At 34.7% G+C, this 21,010-nt stretch carries 16 protein-coding genes; 1 reads left to right on the top strand and 15 read right to left on the bottom strand.

Going from position 1 to position 21,010, the window contains the following annotated elements; genetic code table 11:
• Window positions 1-365 precede the first annotated feature (365 nt).
• The gene (locus MQX03_RS00080) at window positions 366-1,028 is read left to right on the top strand and encodes a S24 family peptidase (protein WP_242800392.1); all 663 of its coding nucleotides are present in this window, start codon (window positions 366-368) and stop codon (window positions 1,026-1,028) included.
• Window positions 1,029-1,102: 74 nt separating this feature from the next.
• On the opposite strand, the gene MQX03_RS00075 is transcribed toward MQX03_RS00080, so the two are convergent.
• The 15 genes from MQX03_RS00075 to MQX03_RS00005 form a co-directional block, all read right to left on the bottom strand.
• A complete protein-coding gene (locus tag MQX03_RS00075) occupies window positions 1,103-2,017 on the bottom strand; it encodes a hypothetical protein (RefSeq protein ID WP_242800390.1) in 915 nt (304 codons plus the stop codon).
• A 104-nt stretch (window positions 2,018-2,121) separates the two neighbouring features.
• Window positions 2,122-5,217 (bottom strand): PKD domain-containing protein, encoded by a 3,096-nt coding sequence (locus MQX03_RS00070; RefSeq protein ID WP_242800388.1) that lies wholly within the window; start codon window positions 5,215-5,217, stop codon window positions 2,122-2,124.
• Between the two features lie 83 nt (window positions 5,218-5,300).
• Window positions 5,301-8,183, bottom strand: a complete 2,883-nt coding sequence (locus tag MQX03_RS00065; protein WP_242800386.1) for a PKD domain-containing protein — start codon at window positions 8,181-8,183, stop codon at window positions 5,301-5,303.
• Window positions 8,183-11,035 carry a hypothetical protein gene (locus tag MQX03_RS00060; protein ID WP_242800384.1) on the bottom strand — a complete coding sequence of 951 codons (2,853 nt, stop codon included), beginning with the start codon at window positions 11,033-11,035 and terminating at the stop codon, window positions 8,183-8,185. The genes MQX03_RS00065 and MQX03_RS00060 overlap by 1 nt, the downstream gene beginning before the upstream one ends.
• 24 nt (window positions 11,036-11,059) lie before the next feature.
• Window positions 11,060-14,116, bottom strand: coding sequence for a baseplate J/gp47 family protein (locus MQX03_RS00055; RefSeq protein ID WP_242800382.1), 3,057 nt, complete (start codon window positions 14,114-14,116; stop codon window positions 11,060-11,062).
• 88 nt (window positions 14,117-14,204) lie between these two features.
• A complete protein-coding gene (locus MQX03_RS00050) occupies window positions 14,205-14,615 on the bottom strand; it encodes a GPW/gp25 family protein (RefSeq protein WP_242800380.1) in 411 nt (136 codons plus the stop codon).
• Between the two features lie 158 nt (window positions 14,616-14,773).
• Window positions 14,774-15,061: a PAAR domain-containing protein gene (locus tag MQX03_RS00045; RefSeq protein ID WP_242800378.1), complete on the bottom strand. Its 288-nt coding sequence runs from the start codon at window positions 15,059-15,061 to the stop codon at window positions 14,774-14,776.
• A 2-nt stretch (window positions 15,062-15,063) separates the two neighbouring features.
• Window positions 15,064-16,809, bottom strand: coding sequence for a type VI secretion system tip protein VgrG (gene vgrG, locus MQX03_RS00040; protein WP_242800376.1), 1,746 nt, complete (start codon window positions 16,807-16,809; stop codon window positions 15,064-15,066).
• Window position 16,810: 1 nt separating this feature from the next.
• Window positions 16,811-17,506, bottom strand: coding sequence for a CIS tube protein (locus MQX03_RS00035; protein ID WP_242800374.1), 696 nt, complete (start codon window positions 17,504-17,506; stop codon window positions 16,811-16,813).
• On the bottom strand, window positions 17,506-17,667 hold the full coding sequence (locus tag MQX03_RS00030; RefSeq protein WP_242800372.1) for a DUF5908 family protein: 162 nt from the start codon (window positions 17,665-17,667) through the stop codon (window positions 17,506-17,508). The genes MQX03_RS00035 and MQX03_RS00030 overlap by 1 nt, the downstream gene beginning before the upstream one ends.
• A 201-nt stretch (window positions 17,668-17,868) precedes the next feature.
• Entirely contained in the window at window positions 17,869-18,336 is a 468-nt protein-coding gene (locus MQX03_RS00025) for a phage tail protein (RefSeq protein ID WP_242800370.1), read from the bottom strand.
• Between the two features lie 2 nt (window positions 18,337-18,338).
• A complete protein-coding gene (locus MQX03_RS00020) occupies window positions 18,339-18,770 on the bottom strand; it encodes a phage tail protein (protein WP_242800368.1) in 432 nt (143 codons plus the stop codon).
• Between the two features lie 32 nt (window positions 18,771-18,802).
• Window positions 18,803-20,110 (bottom strand): phage tail sheath family protein, encoded by a 1,308-nt coding sequence (locus MQX03_RS00015; RefSeq protein WP_242800366.1) that lies wholly within the window; start codon window positions 20,108-20,110, stop codon window positions 18,803-18,805.
• A 24-nt stretch (window positions 20,111-20,134) separates the two neighbouring features.
• Window positions 20,135-20,566, bottom strand: coding sequence for a phage tail protein (locus MQX03_RS00010; protein ID WP_242800364.1), 432 nt, complete (start codon window positions 20,564-20,566; stop codon window positions 20,135-20,137).
• Between the two features lie 32 nt (window positions 20,567-20,598).
• Window positions 20,599-21,010 (bottom strand): phage tail sheath family protein (locus MQX03_RS00005; protein ID WP_317224542.1); only part of this gene is annotated, 412 nt, incomplete at its 5' end.

The following is a 21,010-nucleotide window of genomic DNA, read 5'->3' as shown; positions in this document are numbered from 1 at the left end:
TTCACAAAAACAAAAAAAAGAGAACATAAAACATTTTTAACAAATATAAAACCGTAATTTTTGCATTTTTTTAAAATAATATAGAATCTTTTTATTTTAATTAGCGCCAGATAAAACAAAAAAATAAAATCTAATCACAAGACACATTATTTACAAAAATACCATATAACTAACTGATTTTAAATACTTAATTAATTTTACAAATTATTCATATACTAAAATAAAATTAAATCATTAATATATTTTTGTATATTTGTATCGTTCGTCCTCAACAACGAAGCAAATATACGAACATTGTTCGTTTTTAAAAATATAAAAGCGATTATTTTTCGTTTATTTTTATAAATAACTATAAACATATCAAAATGAACTATTTAGAATTCAAAGAAATCAGGAAGAAACTAAAAATGAAGCAGGCTGATATAGCACAATCTATAGGAGTTGGAACCAGAGCCGTACAATATTGGGAAAAAGGCGAACGAAAAATACCTGAAACAACCGCTTATTTCGTAACCAATTTATTGGAGGAACAAGAAAAGAAACTGAATGATAGTGCATCTCCTGTCGTTTTCTCAGATTTAAAGATTATGAATGTTCCGCTTGCTAATCAATACGCACAAGCCGGCTATCTGCATAATTTTGCAGATGAAGAATATATAGAAAGCTTACCCACAATTCCTTTTACTGATGATATCGAGCATCGGGGTGAATACATGTGCTTTGAAGTAAAAGGAGACAGCATGGACAACGGATCGTACGAAAGCTATTTGGAAGGTGATATTATTCTCTGCAGAAACATCAGACAAGATTACTGGATGAGCAAGCTGCATTACGACAAATGGGATTTTGTAATCGTTCACAAAGAGAAAGGAATTTTGGTAAAACGAATCGTGAACCATGATGTTGAGAAAGGTATAATCACCCTTCATTCTCTAAATGAATATTACGATGATTTCGATATCCATCTGCAGGATGTTGCAAAACTTTTCAATATTATAAGTACGAGACGTAAAAACAATAGAAGATAATACAAGAACAAATTTATTCAATAAAATCCTCAGAATTGAGGATTTTATTAGATGTCTTTTCCTATAAGTAATGTTTATGAGTGCGAACAATCAAAATCTTTTACAGTTTCTAATATCTCACCTGTTTCCGGTCTTACAACATAAACCATATTCGGAGTAACACTTGAGAACCTTATCCATCTGATTCCATTATTTTTGAATCTTTCAGGAACACCTTGATCAAGATTTTTTAGATTGTCTATTGTTGCAATCTTGCCATTAGTCAAATAAATTAAACTTCCATTACTTGGTAAAGATGTATTTAAAGTTATTTTCGTCTTCCAAACGTAATCTCTTACCCCAAAGCAAATATCATTATCAAAATCATCATAATTAGCCAAACAATTAACATCTAAAACTTTTTGATTACTCCATTTTCCTGATGTAAATTTAAAAACATTCGACCATCCTGAAACTTCAGATTTAGAGCAATGTTTTCTGGCTCTGACATAATAAACAGTACCCTGCCCAATAGTTCCATCATTCATTTCAATATATTCAGTGGGATTATAATTATTTCCCATGATGACTCTAAAATGAACAATATCAGTAAATTTATCATCTTTTGCTATTTGATATTCTGCCGCATAAAAATTATTACTGTCTACTGTATAGTCCATAATAATTTGATCATCAGCTCCTAAATAAACATTTCCAATAGACGGAGTTTTACAAGATGTTAGATTACACTTGTCTACCTGAAAATTAACTGTTTCCTGATCAGTAGTTCCATTTACTGTTAATGTTAACGTTAACTCATACTGATCCGCAGATTGAATACCTTCAAGAGTAACCTCATTTCCATTCGGAGGTGCAGGATTTTTGGTATATTCAATATATGAACCTGATGAATCTCTGATCTTATAGTGCGCAGTTGAAGATGTAATCGGCTCCGAAGATGTATAATCATAATCTACCTTACATACAACTTTACAATTTGCTGCTTCCATTATATTATTTTTTGTTATTTATTAATTAATTGATGTATAAGGGATGATTGTTTATTTTATAAATCATCCCATTACAATAGGTATCACACAAACTTTAATTAGCCTTAACGATATACATTTACGACCAATATATTAGATTGAGCAAATGCTCCGCTGTCAACATCCAAAACCGTAAGTTGGAACTCATATTCGTCATCTACCAAATCTTTCACATCAAGAATAGATGTATTAGCTCCGTTAAGCGTTACCATTGGTCCTTTCAATTTTACCCATGAATAGATAAGTGATGGCGGTCCCTGAGCTTCTCCGTTTAATTTAAAACTCACATCCTTTAGCGCAACACCTGCAGGTCCTGTTGCCTGAACTGCAACAGCAGGCATAACAGTCTCGCAGCAATTTGTATCTGAGAATCTGATTTCTTTTATTACAAGAAAAGGTCGAGGAGGATTGTACCAATTATTTATCGTTACAACCTCAGTACATTCTCCGTTACTCACAGTCACCTTTATCGTCGGAATATTTTTGGAACTCACGTTGTATAGTTTACAAATCACATTCCCACTAGAATCCGGATTTAATGGAGACTGAATACCATAATCTCCAAAATCCCAGCTGTAATTATAATTTGTGAAATCCTGTCCATTTTGTTGGGAAACTTTAAAGTGTATTACTGTTTCATTTGAACCATCACTTGGGTAATCAACAGACACCACATTAACCTCAACATCCGGCTGCGTAATAACTTTAATACTACAGCTGGTTGATTGATCGTTTACAGTAAAATTAATTACCTGACCGTGCAAACTTACGTCTACCAATTTCGGATTAAAAAGATACTGTCCACCACCATCTATTTCCACACCCCCACCAACACTGGCTTTTACAACTCCTCCCACAGGAGATACTGCAAAAGGCATGGAAGATGAATTAGAACAAACAACAGCCCTTGGCAAACTTAATTGAACTGGAACTTTGTACCAATCTCTTATCGCGATATCCTGAGTACATCCACCACCACTCACCTTCACTTTTATGGTGGGAATATTCTTGGAACTCAAGTTGTATAGCTTACAACTCACATTCCCATTAGAATCCGGATTTAATGGAGACTGATTACCATAATCTCCAAAATCCCAACTGTAATTGTAATTCGTAAAATCTTGTCCATTTTGTTGGGAAACTTTAAAGTGGATTACTGTTTCGTTTGAACCACCGCTTGGATGATCTACAGAAACTACTTTAATCTCAACATTCGGCTGCGTAATAACCTTGATACTACAGTTTGTCGATTTTCCATTTACAGTAAAGGTAATTCCTTTACCATGTAAACTTTGGTCTACCAATTTTGGATTAAAGAAATACTGACCACCATCTAATTCCACACCTCGACCTACATTTGCAACAACCTCTCCATTCACAGGAATTACAGTAAACGGTATGCGTGCTGCTTCAGCACAAATAATAGTACTTGGTAAACTCAATTTAACATCAGTTTTTGGAGTACAGCATGTGTACGGAATTGAAAAATCAGCTACAACTATTGATTCTCCGTCGATAATCTCATAAACAATTAAAAAGGTACCTTTACGTTCTACTCCACGTTTATGTTCTACTCCCGGATTTTTTTCTAAATACTCATTGAAATAAGCTTTTGACAGGTCTTTGTTATTTACTAATTCATGTAAAGACAAAGCCATAATATCAAATCCTAATTGATACTTATCTCTGATTTCTTTTATCTGCTCAAAAGCCTCTTGGTAAAGCATCCCTTGATGACCTTCAATATTATAAAAAGAATTTTTATCGATATTAAAATCTAACGGATTTTGAATATGCATTTCTGATGACAGCAAACTGACATCATATCCTAAATTTTCTCTAAAAGATCGGTTGTTTGTTTTATCAAAATTCCACGCTTTTAAAAACTCATCTGTCACCTGATAATAAAAAGGAATTGCCTTATTGCTAAGAGGACTTAGTTTTTGAGATGGAGTAATTTTAATTTGTGCTTCATTTTCAAAACTATCAGAATACCTGAAGTTTTGTGCCTGTTGCTTAAAACGATCAATTAATACTTTGACTCTTTGTGTCGCTTTATCATCATCTAAAACTGGCGAATTATAAAACTGATGTCTTGTAGAATCTAATTGCTTGTCTGATATTAATTTTCCAAGCATTACATGTTTAGGAAAAGAAATTAAATCGGGAAGGCATTTCGTAAATGCTTTTGGAAGTAATTTTACGATTTCAGAATAGGTATCCATCAAATCTTTAACGACATCGTAAGCATACTGAAAACCTGCTTTTTGAGCAAAACATTCTTCAATTGAATTTTTGAAGCTTTGATAATCAACCGTTGAAGCTCCTATTACTTTAGCGATTTCATTGATTTTTTTAAAAACAATATCACCATAACCATTTTTCTCTAAAACATCCTGATACATCTTTTTTAAATCAGAAGAGAAAACCTGTTTTTCTACTCCTCTTTCTAAAATAAGTCGTTCTACAATCACTCGTTCCTGGGTTGCAGTACTCATCATACCATCTGTAAACAGAGGGTGGGGCTGAATCTGATCACTTTCAAGAATATGATTAATTCCTGCAGCTGTAGTAACCAATACTTTCAAGTTTCGAATTTGTAGAATTCCATGATTATCACAATCAACCCCTCTACAAGGTTTAATTTCTTTTTCGTCACTTTCTAAATACAGCAACAAGTATTTGTCTTCTAAATTTGAAAGACTGTCAATAGATTGAAAATCAAGATTTACTTCTTCTGTTGTTGCCAATTCCCAAAGCTCAATTTGACTAGTAGGTCCAGTATTAAATGTAGGATATCTTATTTTGAAATTATCATACACTTTAAAATGTGTATACTCTTTATTTTCTATCTTAATCGTTTTTAAATCACTTACATACAACTCTTTACTTATCTCACCTGCATTATTTAGGGTAAGTAAATCTCCGTCAGTAGTAAGAGCCACCCCTTGAGAAACCTGTATTTTGTTTAATTGATCATTTACATAAATAAGTTTTGATTTGAGACCACACACAATACCTACTCCCTGCAACATTACTCTAGACAAACGATCCTGATCTTCAAAAAAATCTAAGAACTCGTTGAATTGGCTGTAATCTATATATTGTCCTTTACTGAACTTGCGGTATTGGACGGCTATATTACTTAATTGATTCTTCATTATTATTAATTTTTTAATGATTAATTAAGGTGTTTTAATAACTTCACAGGCATATGGATGGCCTGTGAAGTTATTACACTTAATTATTTATTATTTCTAGGACAGACACCCATAACATTCCACACTGTACCTCCCAAAGGTGCTATAACAGTAACTTTAGCAAACCTTGGCAAAGCGGTATTTTTAGTGAAAGTTAATGAGCCGGCTCCGTTGGATGGATTAGAAGTATTAATATTTGCGGGACTAACTCCTGCACTTATCAATTGAGAATTATATCTACTATGACCTCTAAAACCACTATCAAAGGTCTGACCATTCCATTCAATAATAAATCGATCAGGTTGATCATACGCATTATAATTAATACCTGCTTCTCCTGTATCTGTTCCAAAATCTATATTATATTCGAACGTACCTTTATTTCCATTATAATTAAAGTTTTCACTACAAGAGACAAGCTGTAAACCACTTAATTCAACACTTACAGCAGCTTGTGTACTGCATCCTGTATTTTCGGCGATAACATTAAGTGTCGCATTAAAGGTTGAGTTTTCATTTGGTATTAGCGGGAATACATGTGCAACCAATCCACTGGAATTAGGTATTAAATTATCTGTACTATTATCACCATAATTCCATTGATAACTACTGATTTGACCTGAACCGTTATTTGTTACATGGAAATAAACCGTAGCTTCATTATCAGCATAATTATAAACCGTATCATGTATAGTCAAAGTTATACTTGGCTGAGCATGTACAATCATCTGAGCCTCCACAGAATCATCATTAACGGTAAATTTAATCGTCTGACCCAAATAATTTGAATTAACCAAACCAGGATTGAAGAAGCTCTGACCTCCCGATTGTGTGATCGCAGGTACAAGAACACCATTTACAAATGCTTTCACCTCTCCATTTTCCGGAACAACCGTCATAGTGATCCTATCGTCTTTCTGACACAGTTTATCATTTGGCAGTACTAAGAATACAGGTTCTTTTTTAGAACAGCATAGATAAGGCAATGAGAAATCCGCCAAAACCTGATTGTTTGTTTCATTATGATAAATTAAAGCAAAAGTTCCTCCCGGTTCTACACCGGCTCTATGTTCCAATCCTGATTTTCTCTCTAAAAATTCGCTTAAAAGCTCACTTACTACATCATCTTTTCTAGGATCCTGTTTTACAACAGTAATACCTTCTTCCGATCCTTCTTTTGAGAATTCAGCTTTGTTTAATAATCTTAATTTCTCATCCAGTTTTGAGATGTTAAATAAAGTATTTTGAGAATCAATCTTTCTATTACTGATATCACTGGAAATAGATACCAATTGTTTCCTAAGGTCATCAATTGATACAGTTTTTTCTTTAGGCGGTGTATTACCTCCAGGTTTTTCGTCTTTTTGTAAAACCAATGCAATGACATCAAAAGCCAATCCGTATTTTACTTTAAGATCATTAATGTTTTGTAAAGCAGTTTTATAAGGTAATCCTAAATGCCCTTCAATTCTATAGAAATCATTATTATCAATATTATAATTCAATGGATCCTGAATGAAGTCATCTCCCGCTAAGTTGGTTGTATGATAACTTAGATTATATCTTTCTCTATCGGTTTTTGTTTTTTCAAAGTTCCATTGGGTCAATAAGGGTTTATCTACATTATAGTAATATGGAATTGCTTTTTCACCCAATCTTACATTAATATTGGAAGGGGTAATTTTAATCGCTCCGATATAAGACTGGAATCCGTTTATTTTCTGTACAAAACGATTGGCAAGCATAATAACTCTTTCGTAATTCTCATCATCATTGGTCGTTACTGGCGAATTATAGAAACCGTGACGGAAATCGGTACGTTCTCCTAATTCCAGTTTTGCTCCAACAGCACCCAATAGAAGGTGTTTAGGAAATGAAGTTATACTTGGGCAACATTCAACATCCAAATGCAATATCAAATCTTTTATTTCGTTGTAAGTATCAATTAGATCCTTTAACAAATCATATCGATATTGATAATGATCAAATCTTGATGCCCTGCCATCAAATAAAAAATTCAATTTATCAAGAAGTGTTTGTCCTCCCAGATTCATGCTTATTCCAAAAGTACCTGCAATTGCATTAAAACCTTCACTTAATTGTACAACAGCAGTAATCGCATCCTGAAATCTTTTTTTCAATTCTGATGCCTCTTTAATTGTAAGGTCTAGAAGAACTCTTTTGGCTTCTATTTTAGGTAAGCGATCAAAGAGTTTTTCATACGCATTGTGAGCTGTATAAATACTGTCTTTTGCATCACCATTCTTTATAAGTTCCGAGACAGAGGCAGAATCTGCTAAAAGTACTTTAAGATTAGACACCTGCTCAGATCCGGTATGATCACAATCTGCATCCCGGCAAGGAGTTTCGTCATTAGAATAACTTTCTAAGTACAAAATGATAACTTTATTATATATATTGATATCGCCATCACTTAATAGTTTAAAACCTTCAACATTAGCACCTAAAGCTTCATATTCCTGTTGTGTGATTACTTCTAAAAGAGGTACTTGCTTACCACCAATACGAAAATGTTTGTATCCTATTTCATCAATATATTCTCTGTAATACTTGTAATTTTTTACACCGAAGTCTATAGTAGCTTCTGACGATATACTTCCTTTTTGACGTAGCGTTATTAAATCTCCGTCTGTGGTAACTCCGGAGCCTTGTGTAATCTCAAGAGTATGAAGTAAAGAAGTATCGGGTCCCGGTGCTTTTTCCAGCATCATTCCGGGCTGTACGATTAAATCTATGTATTTCGATTTAAAGCCACACACTACACCTACTCCACCCAGACGGGTTCTTGATAATCTGTCCTGATCTTCGAAATAGTCTATAAATTCGTTTAATTGCCCTTCCGTTAACGCTTGATTATCGTTAAACTTTCTATATTGGGTTGTTATCTTGTCTAATTTAGTATTCATTATTTTTTCAGTTTTTTTGATAAGTTCGATTGTCCTAATATGATTTTCCCATCTGAGTTGTCATCATCTTCCTCCACCGCACAGTCCAGAAGTCTTCCAGGTCGATAAATATTGTTTAAATAAGTAAGAGCCAAGACTAGCTCACTAATACTGGTTCCTAAACCTGCAGTATTATTTTTTGCTTTATCTGAAAGGTATTTTTTTAAAGCAACTTCAAATTTTTCCAAGTCCTCCTGAGCGGTTTCTGTTTCACTCATTCGATCTCCAACCCAGCAAATTTTCGCTAAAACATGAGCCGGAATTTCTTGTCTAATCACTGTTTCGGCATAACGTCTGAAATCAGGATCTTGAAAGCGATAAGCAAAGCCCGGAAGAACGACACTTACTCGGAAAGAATAAGGATCATAAACATCTATTTCGCAATCTTCACAAGAAGACATAAGAGCTTCCGAAGGTTTCACCGGGTTGGGTACAGGAGAATCTACTTCAATATCATATGCTATTCTAAAGGTTTCCCCTATAGACATACAACCAATACCGCCCATAGCTTTATAATCTTTAACTGTTGGTTTTAATAATAAATGCTCAACAAGGAAAATACCCTCTTCTGTAAAGCCATATTTTAAATAATCTACCAGTTTCTCAATTCCGTCTTTCAAATCTCCCAATTCAGAATAAGGATTTGTTTTTTTGTGAGTAGCAATTACATTTTGCTTAACGGGGTCATCTACAATCTCAAGATAGAAGTTATCATTCAATGAAACACGGATTTTGATATTTCCGATTAAGCAGAAATTCTTTTCACACTCTTTTAGGTCTTTTATTGTCTCTGCAAGATTTTCGTCATCCTCTTTTAATTGTTCTAATGCATTCTTAAGGTCTTCCTGATCAATTTGAATCGTTTGATAAATCGCGTCATTCAGATTTTTGTTTGCATTATATTCAATTTTGTAAGCATTTACAGACGATAAGATAATATTACCATCCTTATCTTTTACCTTCCAAGTGTAGGTACTTTTTCCAGCATTGTCTTTAGTTTCAATGATAGATACCGGTGATTGAGATAAACTCCTTTGGGTGTAATCTTTAAGTCCCAACAAACGCGCTATTCTTTTCTGAGCACCGGAAATGTTAGTCGTATTCCAAATATCTGTATTTGAAAATAATGTGTAATTATACCCTAATCCTCGGTCTTTACTTAATGATGTATACTCGTTTAAGAAGCTCTCTTTATTACTTAAAACAATTTCATCAGCAGAATTTCCATACAATGATTTCATTAAGAAAGTATAATCGCTGAATGTTTCTGCAAAACGAGAAATCAAATGATCTAAAACTTCATTTCTACGCTCTACACTATTGTCCAGCTCTTCATACAATGAATCTGTAAGCTGATCATCATTGACAGGATAGTCAGAGACCAATTCATCAAAACCTTTAATGTTTTTAAGAGCTTGCGTAAAATAGGTTCTCGTTAAACCTCCATTAACACTTAATACTTCTTTTACTTTTTCAAGATGCTTGAAATAACCGGCAAGAATCTGATCAAAAAACAATAAGTAACCTTTTAATTGTTTTGCCAGAGCTTCTCTCTCAGGATTTTTATTTCCTATGATTCCGGAAATTCCTACGCCATAAGTATCCGGAAATTCATTCAAAATAGTAGCATAGTTGGCTATATCGTATGAAGTTCCTTGTGGTAAAGTCAATTCTTTATTTTGTCTTGCATCCTCTCTAAGAATCTCTTCTTCTCTTTTAAGAGTTTCCAGATAATTCTGAACTTTTTGGTCATTGATATTCAACGGTAGTGAACCTTTACTGTAGCTGAATGAACTTAGCTCACACAATTCCGGTTTTCTGCCTTTTTCAATACAGATCAACCAGTCGTTGTTTTGTTTCACTACGCTGTCACAACCGGCAATAGAAATTTCATGAATTTCTTTAATGCCATCAATTTTCATGATCTCACTGATGATATCCGAAAGACGAACTTCTCTTCTTAATTGACTGTTTTTAAGTTCCTCAGTATCAATAAAACCATTGTTCAAAAGAGGTCCTTCAAAAATCTGATCTGTAGTTAAACCTCTGTCGAGCATTTGTTTCAGTGAATAAAAATGAACTTCCGGAGATAAGTAATTATTGACTGCTCTTGTTACTTTAGCATGTACCAATTCTTCATCAGCTTTATTGACAAGTCCGATACGGGCACATACAGCAACTTTCTGGGTTTCAACCTGTTTAATTTCAGCCAAATCTTCACAAAGGCTTCTGTTGGCATGATAACGCTCCAAAATCATAGCTTTAACACTAGAATCTCCGCATCCAATATCCCCAGTATCAATATCTTCGGCATAATCTACATAAAGATCATACATTCCTTTTACCTTAAAACCTTCTGTCTTTTTTCCGATAGGTTCAAAGTCCAGGTTTCCGGTTTCGCAATCGACATATAATGTTTCAGTTACAGGAACCAGCCAGCAATTTCGGATTGGTCTTTTATGCCCTGAAATCATGTTGATATCAATAAATAATTTTCTATAATCAAGCTCTGTCAAAGGTCTTGAAGGCAGAATCTCTGTAGCTTTTAAAAACTGTGTATGAATATCTTTCTCTTCGTCTTCGGAGGATAAGATATCTTCCATATTCAGGTTCATTCTCATCCCAAGATCTGTGATGGCATAACTTAAGACTTCCAGAGTGGTAATACCAGGATCATGAGAGTTGTAATCGGTCCAGAGTTTCCCTCCTAACTTTTCAATGTATTCAATACCTGTTTTTCGTAGAAAATGAAAATCACTCTGGTCTTCAGTTTCTATATTTTTGGGTATACTAATGTGTTTATTTTCTGACATGATTATGTTTTCTTCTATTTATTATTAAATACATACTTGATTTGTTATACTCACTTTGTGTTGTTTAGCAGAGACCAAAATTGATTTCGGATCTACTTCTATTAAAGCTTGTCTTTGCAGCTCATCATTCACCAATATCTTCACTTCGTCAATGTAATCTACATAATGCAGCTGCTCTAAGTAGGTCACAAGCTGATTAACATTCAGTACCACATTAAAATCAATTTCTTTTGCGTCTGTAAAAGCCCAAGGAGAGATGTATTTTTTGATATCTTCGTCTAATTCTCTCAGATAAAATGTCTCGTCATACTGTTCAAAGAATTTCACCTTTGCTTCTACTTTTGCTTCTTTATAATTTGGATTAATTACCTGAGCATCAACATGCATTGTATTTAATTCGTTTACATAATTTTGAATTTTATTCAGGGTAGCTCTGCTTACTCTTGGCTGATAAACATCAAAAGCATTTTTATTTTCAATATTCGGCACCACCATTAAGGTCACATAACCTGGAGCCATATAAGATTTTTCAGAAGTATGATTTAAGCATTTCACCTTAAAAACTTCCGGAAATTCTTGTAATATCAAATGTTCGTAATCCCATTGCGTAACTGCTCTGTGCTTATGTCTCAATCTTTCACTTACACGTCTGTAAAATTCAGGATCTGTTTCTTTGTATTTACCGTCAAACGAGTTGTAAGGCTGGCTCACCGATTTTACCTGAGGAACTCTTGTAATAAGTTTAGAAATGGTTTCTGCAGCTAATCCGTTGTTTAAATGAGACAGATCATTGTCCTGATTCTGGAATGTTGCTAAAACTGCTTGTGTGTATATTCCCTGAATTTTACATACCGCATCATAGCTTCTTTGTGATTTTGCTCTGATCCAAACCAATCCGTCGGTAAATCTTGTGTGATTGGTGTTGATATCTTTAGAAATTTTAAACTTTACAATGCCTGATTCCAAAAATTTTCTGGTTTCATTCTGCAGTATATTACCCGACAGATCAACCCAGGTATTGCCCGAAAGGATGCTCCATTCTATAAATTCTTTTTCCTTGAAAGTATCAACCAGAGGATTTTCACTTCCTTCCAGCATTTGGATTAATAGTGAAACTGTTGTTTGTGGTGTCGCTTCCAGACCAATATATAATTCACCTCCATTGTTGTGTACCGGAACAATTTCCTGTATTTTAACATCTTTTTCGTATTGCCCGAATGCATCTTCATGATACAATTGTACGTCTTCGCTTTTTAAAGCTTCTCCTTCAGAATCTTTCTTTAAATACAAATAAACCTCATCTTTTGCACTGTAATTCAGTTCAATGTCTTCCGCTAAAGGAATATAAGGTTCGTTTGGAATCAGTTTTTCGGCTTTCGAATCACTTGATAACGCCAATGTATACAGCTTAGGATACACATCCTGTAATGATGATTGGTTGAATGTTAATCTGATCGACTCACTTGTACCGGACTTCTCACTACTATTATTGATAGAAAATTGAGTTTGATAACCAGCGCCTTCTACTTTTTTAAATACATCAATATTATTAGCTTTCGTATACCAAATTTCTTTGTGTAATAGTGCTGTATCTGCTTTAAAATAAGCATCAGAAACTACAATCGAAGTTTTTAATTTTTGATAATCTGCTAAGCTGACGTTTTGATTAGGTTTAATAACATATCCGTTGTATAAATCTGTTATAGAATCCGGAGTATTTTTCCAATTGATCGTAATGTCTGCATTTTGCCATTTTTTAGAAAACATTTCAGGACATTTAATAAAAAAATTAGATCCTTTAATGGGTTGTGCAGTGAACGGATAATATGGCTTTTCTGCATTTAATGCTCCATTATCGTTTTCTATCTGAATCGATTTTACTCCTTTTACATCAACCGATATTTCTATGTTTTTTATTCGTGTTTCTGAAAGAGCTTCGTAAATATCGTAGTATCTTTCTCCTTCAATCATAAACCTTACAACAGGGAAATTGGTCTGGAATGTTTCCAACAAAACTTCCTTATTGTACTTTACAACTGGCTGGAAATCTCTGGGTAATGTAAAAGAAAGTTCTAATATATCTCCTTCCTTTTTGATACATTTTAAAGCAATTTCTGACAGCCATTCTTTTTCTCCACTACAAAGTACTTTAATATTATTTTGAATATCTTCATCGGGAATACTTTGCAGTCTTTGCGTAGAATTTTTCTCAAAATCGATTGTAAGAGTCACTGTTCTTTCACCTTCTTTTAAATCAAATAATGATGACGCTACAGAGAAGCCCAACTTAGCTTTTGGAAGCTCTTTATAAATAGATTTTTTTTCTAAAATTGTTTCATCAGCGTTATATCCAAATGGCCACCAATAATTGCTGTCTTCCGGCAATTTATCACCTAGACCGTCTGCAGTATTTGCTTTCGGAGCCATTTTCAGCTCTCTTTTTTTAACGTCGTTTAAAAAACTTTTTACTTCAACTACTTTTGCCTGATTCGCAATAAGGTCATCACCAGTTTTGTAAACACGTTTTTTTCCATTCGCATCTTTATCACCATCCAGCAATGTTCCGCTCGGAATTTTTTCCTGAAGCGCTTTTTTTGCTAATTCAAAAATCACATAGACTTTGTCTGATTTAGCATCATTTTTTTCAATTTGGAGTATTTCATTATAGTAGAAATCCAAATGCCTTTTCGTTAAATTATTGAAGGCTTTTTTTGAGAAATCCAATAACTTTAAAAAGCAAACAAATAATGTTAAATGAGGGGTTAAGTTGCTGTCTTGCTCAAACTGGGACATCAAATCTGCAACCTGTTTTTTCATACTTTTATACTCAACACTTTCTCTTCTTGGAATAGTATCATCAGTATCATCACCCAGGAAGAAGTTTCCCCAGTTTCCTTGTGATTTTATATTATCATCTTTGTCAAAATAGTTTACACGCTTCGCAAAATTATTTGCGAATAACAGCCAATCAAACAAATCGAAATCGTGTAATTCAAGATTGCCCGGATCTAATTCTGCTAAAAAGCGCTGCATTTGTGATTTTCCTTCACGATAATGTGAAAATGTATCTGTTTTTTTCATTTGTTTATATTTATCTTTCTATGGTCAGATGCAATACTTATTGTAATGTTGGTAGTATTCAAAATGGCTACAGACATCCCGTAATTCATTATATTTCAGTAGCTTCCCCTTTATAAAAAGGAAAAACCATATTGCTTCTTGTATTCGTATTTCTTACTTCGTAGTCAATGTGTACCAAAACCTCACCTTCAAGTTCGTCCTGAGTATCAATTTCAATACTTAAAATGTTTATTCTAGGCTCATGGTATAGAATAGCACGCTCTACAATTCCTTTCATTTGAGTGATAAGCGTTAAGTCCAAAGGCTTAAAAAGCATTTCCTGCAAGTCGCATCCGTAGTTTGGGAACATTACACGTTCGCCCGGGCGTGTCGATAGTAAAATCATAAGACTGTTATTGATGTCTTCCACATCGGTGGTCATTACCAGTTTTCCTTCAGTTTCGTTAAACTCAGGCGGAAAACTCCAGCCTATTCCTAAAAAATCTGTATTTATTTTCATACGTTATTTGTATTGTATTTAGTTATAGCATCTTGCATCTGTAACATAGAGTTTTAGTTTTTCTAACCGTTTTGTTATGGATGTTTTACATTTTATTTTTGATCAGATAACATTTAAATAGTGGTTCATGATTGTAACAGAACCTACCTTTAATATCATCATCCTATTAAAACAGTAGCTTCACCAGCGGATATTACACCTCCATGAGCTGTAGAATCTCCCATTCTTGCGGCTGGTTTTCCGCCTATCATTACACTTGAAGATCCTGATGCGATAGTATCTGGCGGACCTGTGCATACTGCTTTGTCACCAACTCTTGCGGCTGGTTTTCCACCTATCAATACAGTGGGTTCTCCTGCCGGAATGATGGGACCTCCAACGTGTGGAACAGTTCCTGTTACCATAGGACAGGTATGCATATCCGTAATTCTTGCTGCCGGTTTCATGATTAATTAATTTTAACTTGAGATCCTTTTACTACTGTTACTGCTCCCGATTTAAGTTCAGAACCTGAGCTTCCTTCTGCTTTGAATTGTGCAGATGCTTTCACATTGATATTGGTTCCTTCCATCGTAATGTCGCCTTTTGCTTTGATTTTGATGTCTTTCCCGCTTTCGATACTGATACCGTCTTTATTAAGGGTAAGAATATTAGAATGCTCATCTTCTATTTTAATGATGTCTGCATCTTCATCCAAAATCACTTTTTTGCCTTTTGGTGTCTCAAGCGTGTATGAAATTTTATCGTCATTAAAAATCATTTTCATTTCGCTTCGGGTGACAAATCCTTTTTCGTGATTATCGTCAGAAGCTACAATTGGAGCAGGTTTTGTACTGCTGTTTAACATTCCCAGTACCACTGCGTCATTGGGATCGTCATTAATGAACCCAATAATGACCTCATCTCCGATTTCCGGTCTGAAAAATGAACCTCTGTTTTCTCCTGCATCAAGCGTGGCTACTCGTGCCCAAATTCCTTCTTCTTCATTATTAATAATTGGAATTTGTACTAAAATTCTGTCTTCGCCATCCGGATCAGATTCTAGTTGTGATACAACACCGATATGCAGTCCGCTTATAGAAGGTATAATTCCTGAACCCGGCATTTCGCTGACATCATAAGTTTCTGAAAACCATGTTGGAGAAAGCCCGAATTGCGCGTCAACCAGCCAATTTCCATCGGCTATTTCATGACGAACGCCTGTAACGTAAATTTTTCCGTTGAATCGGTTTCCTACTCCCTGAAGTGTTAATGAAACTCCCGGTTTCACAGATGGAATTCCCTGGAATTTTACTCTTCCTCTTGTTTTTGCCAACTGCTGGAAAGTTGCTTTAGCATCACTCCAATCTTGTAGTTCGTTTTGGGTAAGATTTCCACCGTGTTTAAGTTCTAGATCTTCAATTCCGAAAACTTTTGCTAAATCACCGGATGAAAGATTTCCATTGAGATTAATTGCCGGATCCTGAGCTTCAACTTCCGTCAATTCCTGATCGGTATAGCTCCACGTTTTAGCTGTAATTTTATTGAACTGATCTCTTGCATCAATTTCTCCATCAAATTCATGTACAGATGATCCGTAAACTACTGTTTCGACTTCTTTTCCACTAAAATCTGGCTTAGCAATTTTGATCGTTCCGTCATCAACAAAACACAATTTACCATTTGCCTGTGCTCTGGTCAACATAAAATCCCAATCGGAAGCTTGATACTGAACCAGTTCTTTATGTGAATTTGAAGTAGCTTCTACATCAGCAGTTACACCGCTATTACTAATCAATTCTTCGATGATATCGCTGTCTTTACTGTCGTAGAAATATTTGCTTTTTCTTCCTAAAGTCATTTTTACAGCTTTATCTCTGCATTCGATGATGAGGTAAGAGGAGCCACTTCTAACTTTTATATTATGTTTTACAACAACTCCTTTGAAAATAGTTTCTTCTTCAGAATGATATCCTGCTGTGATTTCAATTTCTTTTCCGGGAATTAGCAGTTCTTCATTACTTAGTTTAAAATCCTGTTCTGGTGCACTCCCGTCTAAAATAACAATGCGGGCATAAGGAATTCTGTTGACCTCTTTTTCCACCACAATGCTTTTAACACCGTACTTACCAGGCAATTCTGTACCTCCGGACATAACCTTAAAAGTTATTAAGTCTGGATTTTTAGCTGTTTGTATGCTTCCGCTATTATTCATATTATGAAATTTTTTCTATGGGCGGAAAGAATAGTTCTTGCCCTGGTGTTAATTGTCTGAAATTGATAAGACCATTTACTTTAGCTACTTCCAGGTAGTATTTTGTATCTCCGTAAATACTTTCGGTCATTAAGGGCAATGTATCTCCGTCTTTTACAGTTCTTTTATGAGATAAATCTGGTGAGTTTTTTTTTGCTTTTGCATTAGCTAATTCTACTTCAGTTGAACCTATAAATTTTGCTTTTATTATTGCTCTTAAAGGATAACCTTCAGGAGAAAAAAGAGTAAAATCGACAGTAAAACTACTAAGTGCTCCTTCAAAAAAGAGAATTCCCCAAGATATAGTTACATCAAATGGCTTATGTATATTTCCGTCATAAGTACCGGTTGTCATTAAAAAATCATCAAGCTTTGTTGCGACATTTGTTTTTGTAGCTTTTTTGTTGAGTATTTTGTTTATCAACTTATTACCTTTATTTTCTTCTGTCACTCCTGTTCCATCTAATAAGATTTCTAAATCAAGATCCGGAGATATAACTTTATTAAATTTAACCTGTGTCTGAGAACTTCCTATTGGAGATTCATTATTTAAATCATTTTTAAAGGACAATGAATATTTCGTTGGATTAATTAGGGCAACAAACTTTTGACTTGAATTTTCCTTCGCTACTATTTCTATTTTTGTTAATCCTGCCATTATCTTTCTTTTTTACGTTGTTTTATATTTACTACTTGCTCTACGCTTTCACTAATTGCCCGCATGATTTGTGCTTCATCTACCGAAGTGGTAGTAGTCGTTGCCGCTGCTTTCTCTTCCACATTTATTTTAATGTGAAGCTCTTTTATTTCTATTGGCATTTCGTTTGTTTTTTAATCAATTATTAATATTCAAAACACTAATAACCAATGATTTAACATATTTATTTTTAAAAATCTAAGCACATAAAGAGTGTGTTCAGTCTTGTTATAGACCAATCTTTTGTTTTTTTATCTGAAAATTTTCGCTGAATGTTATCTGAAGACTAACACACTTTCAGGTGCTTAGATAAGATTTAGAAATTACAAGCCTAAGCTTGCTAACGATGAGGGTATTGTGAAATATCTATATTTCAGTTCTATTGTTTCAATAGCAAGTTTGCTTTCTTCTGCGTTGAATTCTGAAACGTTCCATTTTACAGGGTATGCCCCAACAACATTCCAAACCATTAAAGGTGCTGTAGATTGTAAGCCTCCTGAAAGAGTGATGATCAAATCTCTGGGTTCAAACTCGAAGTTTTCCATTGCATTTCTGCACCAGCTTATCAATCCGGAACTTACAATTAATCCACGCTTAAGAACTAAATTGTCATATTTTGGTCTCAAAGGAAGCTGATGAAGAAATCTGTTTTCGCCTCCTTCGGCATATTCTTCAGTTACAATTTCTGTTGATAAACCAGATATAGACTGAAATCTGGAGTCAATACCCTCTGTTGTTGAAATCCCATTAACAATAAAAGAGAAACTGGTTGGAGGATATAAAAGAGCCATGATTAGTTATTTTCAATAGTTAATCCTTCGTGTGCAATTTCTAAGGTTTCAATTGCAACTTCATTACCTTCAGCTTTCAGATCTGTTGAATTCAATTTAAGAACGAATGCATTTTTAATTTTCCATGTTACTGCAGGCTCTCCGTTTTCGTCTAAAAGTGAGATCGTAATTGATCGTCTCTCTACCGTGTTCAGCTGGATGGTTTGAAACCATTCAAAATATTCATTATCGCTTTTGAAAGTTCCTCTCTTTAAAGTAACGTTGCTGAAACTTTTCAATCCCGGCATTTTGATTTTACTAAAATCAGGACTTGCGCCATGTCTGTATTCAATTAAAGCTGCTTCGGCATTTAATCCGCTTACTTCCTGAAAACCTACTTTTGTTCCACCCCAATCAACTTCAAAGGCAAACTTTACTAATGGATATGTACTCATAATTATTTTTATTTAGTTGTTATTAGTTTATTTTATGATTCTTGTAGTTTGTGTGAGAAACGCAACACAATAAATTCAGCAGGACGTACTGCAGCCATACCAATCTCTACAATCATTCTTCCTTCCAGGATATCCTGAGCTGACATTGTTTTGTTTAAACCAACGCTTACGTAATAAGCTTCTTCAGGTTTGCTTCCTGCTAATGCGCCATCTTGCCATTGTTGGTTAAGAAAATTCTCGATCATTGTTTGCACACGGATCCATGTGTTGGCAGTATTCGGTTCGAAAACGAAACGTTCTGTCGCTTTTTTCACAGATTCTTCCACCATGTTGAAGAAACGACGTACAGAGATATATCTCCACTCATTGCTGTTTCCGTCTAATGTTCTTGCTCCCCAAACCAATGTTCCTTTTCCTGTGAAAGCTCTGATTGCATTGATGGATCTTCCTGTTGGATTAACATTATATACCGTTTGCTCTTCGTGAGAGATTTTTACTGTAGGAGCCACTACATAATTAAGTCCAACGTTAGCAGGAGCTTTAAATACTCCCGAAGTACTGTCTACTTTAGCATAAATTCCTGCCATTGTAGAAGATGGAGCCAATACTACCGATGTAGATTCAATTGCTTTTTTTACTTTGTTGTATAATTCTGAATTTGAAGTTTTCAACGTAGCTAAATTAACACCCTGTACTGTTGATGCATCATAATTATAGCTTAGAACTGTTTCCAATTTTGGATAATAAACAGCTCCATATTTTAAACGATCACCGCTTGGCCCTACAGAAGGACCTGTTGTATCTTTAAATTCGTCAACATCTCCAACAACATCCATAATGACAAATCTGTCTTTTAATAATTCTGCCTGATCTAAAGCTTTTTCGTATAGTTTATATGCCTGATCAGCCAAAGCTTCAGCGTCCGGAAAAACAATAAGAGTTGGTTCGTCTTCTCTTTCTAAAGTAGCAAGACCATCTTCTAAATCTCCAATCTCAACTGAAGATGGATAACCTGTCGCCAAATCTCCTACCGAAACGATATAGCACGGTCCTCCACCATTGGCAAAATACATTTGCATAGCGTAATACATTTTGAAATCACTTGGAACTACAGTTGCTTCGACTGAATTATCAGTATTTACAGTTACTGTAAAAGCTTCAGCTTTTGCTTTTCCGAAAAGCGCTTCGTACTCCAACATAGAAGAGATTCTTGTTGGTTCATTTTTTAGACCTTCTGCTGTATATCCGATAAAAGCAGGGATAGCCGTTTCTACTTGTGCTACGGAAGGCGGAAACTTTGCCACTTCTTCTACGTAGACTCCTGGTGTTTTGTAACTCATTTGTTAAAAATTTTAAAGTTAATATTAGTTATTTTCAATAGTTAATCCTTCGTGTGCAATTTCTAAGGTTTCAATTGCAACTTCATTACCTTCAGCTTTCAGATCTGTTGAATTCAATTTAAGAACGAATGCATTTTTTATTTTCCATGTTGCTGCAGGCTCTCCGTTTTCGTCTAAAAGTGAGATCGTAATTGATCTTCTCTCTACCGTGTTCAACTGGATGGTTTGAAACCATTCAAAATATTCATTATCACTTTTGAAAGTTCCTCTCTTTAAAGTAACGTTGCTGAAACTTTTCAATCCCGGCATTTTGATTTTACTAAAATCAGGACTTGCGCCATGTCTGTATTCAATTAAAGCTGCTTCGGCATTTAATCCGCTTACTTCCTGAAAACCTACTTTTGTTCCACCCCAATCAACTTCAAAGGCAAACTTTACTAATGGATATGTACTCATAATTATTTTTATTTAGTTGTTATTAGTTTATTTTATGATTCTTGTAGTTTGTGTGAGAAACGCAACACAATAAATTCAGCAGGACGTACTGCAGCCATACCAATCTCTACAATCATTCTTCCTTCCAGGATATCCTGAGCTGACATTGTTTTGTTTAAACCAACGCTTACGTAATAAGCTTCTTCAGGTTTGCTTCCTGCTAATGCGCCATCTTGCCATTGTTGGTTAAGAAAATTCTCGATCATTGTTTGCACACGGATCCATGTGTTGGCAGTATTCGGTTCGAAAACGAAACGTTCTGTCGCTTTTTTCACAGATTCTTCCACCATGTTGAAGAAACGACGTACAGAGATATATCTCCACTCATTGCTGTTTCCGTCTAATGTTCTTGCTCCCCAAACCAATGTTCCTTTTCCTGTGAAAGCTCTGATTGCATTGATGGAT

The sequence above is a fragment of the Chryseobacterium aahli genome, assembly GCF_022699665.1.
Taxonomy (GTDB): Bacteria; Bacteroidota; Bacteroidia; order Flavobacteriales; family Weeksellaceae; genus Chryseobacterium; species Chryseobacterium aahli.
Note: the sequence above shows the minus strand (reverse complement) of the source record. Positions and strands in the feature narration are given on the sequence as shown.

Coding starts and splice junctions, on each gene's coding strand:
- MQX03_RS00035 (WP_242800374.1), bottom strand. CDS start 17,506: ATGGCAGGATTAACAAAAATAGAAATAGTAGCGAAGGAAAATTCAAGT.
- MQX03_RS00075 (WP_242800390.1), bottom strand. CDS start 2,017: ATGGAAGCAGCAAATTGTAAAGTTGTATGTAAGGTAGATTATGATTAT.
- MQX03_RS00030 (WP_242800372.1), bottom strand. CDS start 17,667: ATGCCAATAGAAATAAAAGAGCTTCACATTAAAATAAATGTGGAAGAG.
- MQX03_RS00015 (WP_242800366.1), bottom strand. CDS start 20,110: ATGAGTTACAAAACACCAGGAGTCTACGTAGAAGAAGTGGCAAAGTTT.
- MQX03_RS00010 (WP_242800364.1), bottom strand. CDS start 20,566: ATGAGTACATATCCATTAGTAAAGTTTGCCTTTGAAGTTGATTGGGGT.
- MQX03_RS00080 (WP_242800392.1), top strand. CDS start 366: ATGAACTATTTAGAATTCAAAGAAATCAGGAAGAAACTAAAAATGAAG.
- MQX03_RS00020 (WP_242800368.1), bottom strand. CDS start 18,770: ATGAGTACATATCCATTAGTAAAGTTTGCCTTTGAAGTTGATTGGGGT.
- vgrG (WP_242800376.1), bottom strand. CDS start 16,809: ATGAATAATAGCGGAAGCATACAAACAGCTAAAAATCCAGACTTAATA.
- MQX03_RS00060 (WP_242800384.1), bottom strand. CDS start 11,035: ATGTCAGAAAATAAACACATTAGTATACCCAAAAATATAGAAACTGAA.
- MQX03_RS00050 (WP_242800380.1), bottom strand. CDS start 14,615: ATGAAAATAAATACAGATTTTTTAGGAATAGGCTGGAGTTTTCCGCCT.
- MQX03_RS00055 (WP_242800382.1), bottom strand. CDS start 14,116: ATGAAAAAAACAGATACATTTTCACATTATCGTGAAGGAAAATCACAA.
- MQX03_RS00045 (WP_242800378.1), bottom strand. CDS start 15,061: ATGAAACCGGCAGCAAGAATTACGGATATGCATACCTGTCCTATGGTA.
- MQX03_RS00065 (WP_242800386.1), bottom strand. CDS start 8,183: ATGAATACTAAATTAGACAAGATAACAACCCAATATAGAAAGTTTAAC.
- MQX03_RS00070 (WP_242800388.1), bottom strand. CDS start 5,217: ATGAAGAATCAATTAAGTAATATAGCCGTCCAATACCGCAAGTTCAGT.
- MQX03_RS00025 (WP_242800370.1), bottom strand. CDS start 18,336: ATGGCTCTTTTATATCCTCCAACCAGTTTCTCTTTTATTGTTAATGGG.